Genomic DNA, 6,000 nt, shown 5'->3' with positions numbered 1-6,000 from the left:
GGTATCCCCCCATTTACGCCACGCTGTGCCGTCCCGAACAGCCGACACCGCACTTCACCGCGGACGGGGGTCGAGCACATCGACCGCGACACCAGCACCATGTCCCGCGCCTCGCTCACCGGGAGAGGCTGAGCGTGGCGACCAGGTCCTCGTGGAGCTCGAACCAGACCCGGTGGCAGGAGTCGACCTCCATGCCGGTGATCCAGGCCGGGTCGTCGCAGGCCCGGGCGAGTGCCTCGGCGAACCGGCCGTGATAGCCGGTGAACCGGATCAGGTGCGCGGTCAGGCGGTCTTCGAGGTGGCGCAGCGCCTCGGCGATGTCGGCGAGCCGGCGGATGTCGGGATCCTGCCCGGCACCGAGCTGCCAGGTGGTGAAGATCTGCGCCGCCTCGGCATTCAGCGGCAGGAACCGTTCGTGGACACCGGCCACCGCGTCGCGCGCGGCGACCTCGTCGAGTTCGGCGCGGAGCCGACTCTCGTTCTGCCTCCGGCCGGCGTCGGTGAGCGACCACCCGACCAGGTCGGCGAAGGAGGACCGGGTTGCCCAACCGTGGGCCTGGGCATCGAGGAGTTCCTCGGTGGTCTGCCGGGCGTCGAGCTCGAAACGCGCCGCGACGGCCTCCGTGTCGGCGAATCCCTTGAGCCGGACCGCGTGGAGCACGAGGAGATCGGTGGGCGACTGGTGGGCCATCAGGAGGGCCTTGCGGTGATCGTGCCGCGTGCGCCGTCGATGGTGATCGGCGACCCGTCGGGAATGCGGCGCAGTGCGTCGCGGGCGCCGGCGACGGCGGGGATTCCGTACTCCCGCGCGACGATCGCCGCATGGCTGAGGATGCCACCGGTCTCGGTGACGACGCCGGCGGCGAGGCGGAACAGCGGTGTCCAGGCCGGATCGGTGGTACGGCAGACCAGGATGTCGCCGCGCCGTACCCGCGAGAACTCGTCGACCGAGCGCACGAGGCGCGCCGGACCGAGCGCCCGGCCGGGACTGCTCGGTACACCGGTGGCGAGAACGTGGCCGGAGCCCGCGTCGCCTGCCGGCGTCCGAGACGCCTGGAGTGTGGTGATGGGACGTGACTGGACAAGCCAGATCTGGCCGTCGGCTGCCGCCCATTCCACGTCCTGAGGCCGACCGAAGAGGGCCTCGCACCGGCGGCCGAGCGCGACCAACCGCTCGATCCCGCCGACGGTCAGGCAGCCCCGTACCCGGTCCGGTTCTGCAACGGGCGAGCCGACCAGACCGTGGTCGGACAGGTCGAGCCGGGTCTGTTTGGTACCGATCGTCACCCGGACCGTGTCCGCCGGTGGGGTCACGGTGACCTCGTCCGGAACCACCGTGCCGGAGACGACGGACTCACCGAGGCCCCAGGAGGCGTTGATCACGACCGTGTCGTCGCCGGTCCGCGGGTCGCGGGTGAAGAGCACGCCGGCGTGGTCGGCCTCGACGAGTTCCTGCACGATCACCGGGACCCTCGCCTCACCATCGAGGTCGAGGTGGGTCTGGTAGGCCCGTGCGCGCTGGGTGCCGGCTGAGGCGGCGCACCGCCCGATCGCGGCCAGCACATCGTCGACGACGCGGGCTCCGAGAACGGTTTCCAGCTGACCGGCGTAGGACACCGTCCCGGAATCCTCGGTCCTGCCCGACGATCTGACCGCGACCGCCCGGGCCGCCAGCCGGCGCAGGGACGCCGAAATCCGCCCCGGGTCGGTGGCCGGGTCGGTGACGACGAACCCGTCCGGTACGGGAAGGCCGGCACGCATCAGGGTGGCCAGGGCGTACGCCTTGCGACCGCAGGCGGCATCCGACTCGATCAGCGGGACGACGCTCACGAACGCCCACCGAGCCGGGTGACAACGCGGTCGTGCCGCTGCTGCGCCGCCTGGGCCGTCCGCACGCCGAGCGCATCGGCGATCTGGGCCCAGGTCAGCCCCTCGGCGCGGGCGACGAACAACAGTCCTGCCTCAAGTTGGTCGAGTTCGCTGCGCCCGGCGGCCAGCAACGCGATCGCGGCGAGGAGGTCCTCGGGCAACTCCAGCGCACTCCGGTCGGTGTTGGCCCGCCACAACGCCTGGCGGATCAGCGTGACGGCGTCGTGCGGCTGGCCGTCGGCCAACCACGGCAGCCGTGGCAGCTCGTGGCCGCCACGTGCCATCAACCGTTTCCGGGCCTGATGCTCGGCGGCGCCCGCCGCCTGATCCGCCGCTCCTCCGGTCATGCCACCACCCTGTCTTTCAACAACCTGTTTGTCAACATCTTGTTGATGCCTGGGCGCGTTCGGGCTACCGTCGTACTCCGTGCACACCGTCCTCGTCCTCGACATCGACGAGGTCGTCTGCCCGGCGTCGGAGGTCAGTCCATTCGGCGAACTGGTGGAGGTCGGTGCCGTCCTTCGGCCGGTCCGCGTCCCGCCGGCGCTGTGCGCCGCGCTCGACCGCCTCGCCGCACTGCCTGACGTGACGCCGGCCTGGCTCACGAGTTGGCTGCCCGAGGCACGCCGGGCGATGCGACCGCCGTTCCCTGGACACGACTGGGAACAGATCGACCTGCACCCCGCCGAAGGCTGGCCGAAATGGCCGGCGCTGAATGCCTGGCTGGCGAACAACCCGCACATCACCCGGCTCGCCTGGGTCGACGACGACCTCGATGGCCGCCCGCCGACGAGCCGCATTCGGTACTACACCGAGGAACTGGGTCGCCGCGGTATCGAGGCCCTGCTCATCGCCCCCGCCACCGAGCACGGCCTCGGCCCCCACCACATCGCCTACCTGGAACACTGGATCGGGCGACGCCAGGCGCAACCGGAGCCGTGACTGCCCCTTGCCGGCTTCGGTCGGGCGAAGTATCCGGCGGCGATCGAGCAGGTGGTGGCGAGCTGGGCTCTCGTTGCGGCTCACACAGTGACGCGAGGGCCGGGAGCCGAGTCGAGTCGGTCGCCACGGCCAGGGCCGGCGGTTGATGAACGCGGCCCAGACCGGCAGAACCCAACAACCACCCCGAGCCGCTCCATCATGGCTGCCAGGTTACGCACAAGCCTCACGTGCCAGGGCGGAAACCATGGTGCTTGATCGCGCCGATGAACATCGTCCATCCGGCGGCGTCCACCATTAGGGCTGGACCGGCGGGATCCCTGGAGTCACGGATGCCGACCGCGTGCGGGGTCAGCGCGACCTCGACGCACTGGGCGTTCTCATTCAGGCTGCGGCTGCTCTTGCGCCACACCACGTGGTTCAGGAAGTCGCGGCTCATGCTGTCTTCCCTCCGGTTCTGGGTCGAGGTTGAGCATAGATTGACATCGACATACAGCGAAGGGGAGGGAGTGCGGATGGCTGAGGATGGCCGGGGACGGAATGGAGATTGGCTTGACAACCTGGGAACGTGGAGTGAGCAGCAGGCCGCCGACTTCGAGTTGGCGAGGGCGGTGATCGGCTCGGTGATCGCGGCCTACAGCAGTCGTTTGGGCCGTACCGAGGACCCCGCCGAGCGTGATGACCTACTAGCCGCGCAACAGCGGTATATGCGGGAGAGACGCCTGCTGACCCTCGACGATCGAGAGCAGATCGAACGGATCCTGCGCGACTACCCAACGGTGGCTCGAGAGGTGTCAGGGCTGCGATGACTACGAGCGCGGACAACTCGCCAGACCCGTGATCGTGAATGCGGCGCAGGCGTTGAGTTCCAGCACGTACCACGGGTTCTTGTCGGTCAGGGCCGCGCCGGGGCGCAGCGTCGGCCGGGCGGATGATTCGGAACTGCCGGGCACCGAGACGCACGTGGGTGCGCGCGAATCTTCAGGTTCATCCCGTGGCGAGTTGGGCGCGGGCGTGCATGAGCGCGAACCCGAGCAGGTTCAGGCCGCGCCACTGGGCGGGGTTGCACGTGCGTGGATCCGTCACGGCCAGGCCGATGCCCCAGATCCGGTCCACCGGGCTGGCCTCGGCCAGTATCCGGTTGCCGGTACGCGCCAGGTACTTCCCAAGCTCAGGGTGCTGGCCGAACTTGGCCACGTTGCCGGCGACGACGAGGTCGAAGCGATGCGCGTCCCACACGGTCTGGTCGAAGCCCTGAACCTGCCGGCCCAGAGCCTTGACCGCGCCCGGGCTCGGCGCCGTTAGCATCCGCGCAGCGGTGGCCTCGTCGCCGAACAGGCGGGCCTTACCGACCATCATGTAGTGCTCGGCCGTGGCGTATCGGACGTCGTTCACCACAAACGGGGCGGGCCACCACTGGCTCAGGCATCCCGGTCCGATGCTGCCGTCAGGTTGTGGCCGGTGCCCCCAGAAGAACAGGTACTTGACCCGAGCGCCTTTGGCGGCGAGCGTGCGCAGTTCGGCCACGCTACGCGGTTGAGAGGCGATCTGGGACATGCCAGCAGCGTGCCAGAACGCATATCCACCAGCCACCCGGTTTGCCCGCTGCACGGCGCAGGATCGGTCCGCCCGCAGGTGGGCGGGACGGGGAGCAGCACGGGGACAGGGGTCAGTAGAAGTGCGCGTGGGCGGTCGCTGGTGGCTCGCCGGATCGCGCGTAGGCCCGCAGGATCGAGGTGGCGACCTGGGTCAGTAGTTTCCGGTCGGTTCCGTCGGCGGAGCCTGTGGTGTCGCCGCTGGTTCCGTCGAGGACCAGGTTGCCGAGGGGTGTGCCGGTGGCGTCGATGGGTCGGAACTGTCGGGAGACCGGGTCGAAGGCGACGAAGCCGGAGCCGCCGCTACCGTGGTCGGCTTCCCAGCGGTAGAGGACACCGGTGGACGAGGGCCCTTCGGCCCAGATCCCGAGTGACGCTGTCATCCTTCACCTTCTCCGTCACGCCTGGTCGCTGTCAGTTCTTCCGCTGGTAGCCGAGGCCGTCTGCTGCGGCGGCCTCAGGATCCCTGTGTGGCCTGCGTCGAGGGCGGCCGCTGTGCCCTGCGGTAGCTCGGGTCTCCGGTGCGTGCCATGAAGTCCGCCTCATACCGTTCGTGCCGCAGCAGGTCGATGTCCGCGGGGTGCGGTTCCCGTCCACCAGCCGCTGCCACGCCTCGGCGATCCGTGGGTTGGCATCGAACCTGCCCATCTCGCCGGACGGGTACGAATCGAGAAGGTGCTGGTCTCGGAAGAGGTGATTTGATGCGGGCGATGTCGTCCGGTGTGAAGCCGTGTGCCCCGCAGGTCGCCGCGGCGTCCGAAGCCGCCGGACTCCCACCTGACTCAATCCGCTGGCGCTACCGGCCGCTGTACCACCAGCCCATCTTCCAGCCCTACGCCAACCAGTGCCCCAACGCCACCTCGCCACAACACCGTCCAACTCCCAGTTCACCCCGGAATGACGGACGCGACCGTAGCGTGGATGGCCGACCGCGTGGCCCAGATCGCCCAGGGAGAAACCCGAGCATGATCCGTCACTTCACCAGCTCAGCCATCGTCTTCAACGACGAAGGCCACGTCCTGCTCGTGCATTACAACAAAATCGACCTGTGGCTCTACCCCGGCGGACACGTCGACCCCAACGAAGACCCCGCCGAGGCTGCACTCCGCGAGGTACATGAGGAAACCGGGATCATCGCCGACATCCTCGGCCCCCAGCCGTTCCGGCACCCCGCCGTACGCAGCATCCCGAGCCCGTTCGCCATCATCGAGATGGACATCGAAGACCGCAAGGTCGGACCACACCGGCACATCGACTTCGTCTACGTCTGCCAAGCCACCGGCGGCAACCTGACCACCCAAGCGGAAGAAGTCGGCGGCGCCAAGTGGGTACCCGTCGAGGACTTGGCGGCCCTCCGCACGCCTGCCGAACTCCCTGCTCTCATCATCGAAGCCGCCAGGTTGATCCCTCAACCGGCTTGAGAGCTACGGTGGCGAGAACCCAGCGGAGGACGCTGGCGCAGTTTGCTCGGCGTCCTCCAGGCCAGCTCGCGCTCGCCAGCGAACTGCGGCGACGCCACACTCGTCGCCGTACTGGCCTGGCGGGGTCCGCTCACCAAACCCTCTGCGTAGCCCCATGAGCGTCGGTGCCCGTTAGC

General features: G+C 69.1%; 9 protein-coding genes. 3 read left to right on the top strand and 6 right to left on the bottom strand.

Going from position 1 to position 6,000, the window contains the following annotated elements:
- Window positions 1-115 precede the first annotated feature (115 nt).
- Genes E1166_RS15580 through E1166_RS15570 form a run of 3 tightly spaced genes read right to left on the bottom strand, consistent with a single transcriptional unit; the run spans window position 116 to window position 2,216 of the window.
- Entirely contained in the window at window positions 116-691 is a 576-nt protein-coding gene (locus E1166_RS15580; RefSeq protein WP_132339588.1) for a hypothetical protein, read from the bottom strand.
- Window positions 691-1,830 (bottom strand): PEP/pyruvate-binding domain-containing protein, encoded by a 1,140-nt coding sequence (locus E1166_RS15575; protein WP_243710369.1) that lies wholly within the window; start codon window positions 1,828-1,830, stop codon window positions 691-693. The genes E1166_RS15580 and E1166_RS15575 overlap by 1 nt, the downstream gene beginning before the upstream one ends.
- Window positions 1,827-2,216 (bottom strand): hypothetical protein, encoded by a 390-nt coding sequence (locus E1166_RS15570; protein ID WP_132261426.1) that lies wholly within the window; start codon window positions 2,214-2,216, stop codon window positions 1,827-1,829. The genes E1166_RS15575 and E1166_RS15570 overlap by 4 nt, the downstream gene beginning before the upstream one ends.
- Before the next feature lie 79 nt (window positions 2,217-2,295).
- On the opposite strand from E1166_RS15570, the gene E1166_RS15565 reads away from it, so the two are divergent.
- Window positions 2,296-2,811: a hypothetical protein gene (locus E1166_RS15565; RefSeq protein WP_132339586.1), complete on the top strand. Its 516-nt coding sequence runs from the start codon at window positions 2,296-2,298 to the stop codon at window positions 2,809-2,811.
- A 223-nt stretch (window positions 2,812-3,034) separates the two neighbouring features.
- Here the strand turns inward: E1166_RS15565 and E1166_RS15560 are convergent, their stop codons facing one another.
- Window positions 3,035-3,247: a DUF397 domain-containing protein gene (locus E1166_RS15560; RefSeq protein WP_132339584.1), complete on the bottom strand. Its 213-nt coding sequence runs from the start codon at window positions 3,245-3,247 to the stop codon at window positions 3,035-3,037.
- A 76-nt stretch (window positions 3,248-3,323) separates the two neighbouring features.
- Between E1166_RS15560 and E1166_RS15555 the strand changes: the two genes are divergently transcribed.
- Window positions 3,324-3,617 carry a hypothetical protein gene (locus E1166_RS15555; protein WP_132339582.1) on the top strand — a complete coding sequence of 98 codons (294 nt, stop codon included), beginning with the start codon at window positions 3,324-3,326 and terminating at the stop codon, window positions 3,615-3,617.
- A 178-nt stretch (window positions 3,618-3,795) separates the two neighbouring features.
- Here the strand turns inward: E1166_RS15555 and E1166_RS15550 are convergent, their stop codons facing one another.
- Both E1166_RS15550 and E1166_RS15545 read right to left on the bottom strand, forming a co-directional pair.
- Window positions 3,796-4,365 carry an NADAR family protein gene (locus tag E1166_RS15550; RefSeq protein WP_132339580.1) on the bottom strand — a complete coding sequence of 190 codons (570 nt, stop codon included), beginning with the start codon at window positions 4,363-4,365 and terminating at the stop codon, window positions 3,796-3,798.
- A 112-nt stretch (window positions 4,366-4,477) separates the two neighbouring features.
- Window positions 4,478-4,786: a hypothetical protein gene (locus E1166_RS15545; protein ID WP_132339578.1), complete on the bottom strand. Its 309-nt coding sequence runs from the start codon at window positions 4,784-4,786 to the stop codon at window positions 4,478-4,480.
- Window positions 4,787-5,368: 582 nt separating this feature from the next.
- Between E1166_RS15545 and E1166_RS15535 the strand changes: the two genes are divergently transcribed.
- Complete coding sequence (locus E1166_RS15535) at window positions 5,369-5,824, top strand: NUDIX domain-containing protein (RefSeq protein ID WP_132339576.1); 456 nt, start codon at window positions 5,369-5,371, stop codon at window positions 5,822-5,824.
- Window positions 5,825-6,000 lie beyond the last annotated feature (176 nt).

Origin of the sequence: Micromonospora sp. KC213 (genome assembly GCF_004348325.1) — a bacterium.
Classification (GTDB): domain Bacteria; phylum Actinomycetota; class Actinomycetes; order Mycobacteriales; family Micromonosporaceae; genus Micromonospora.
The sequence above is the reverse complement of the archived record's forward strand: the minus strand, read 5'-3'. Positions and strand labels throughout refer to the sequence as shown.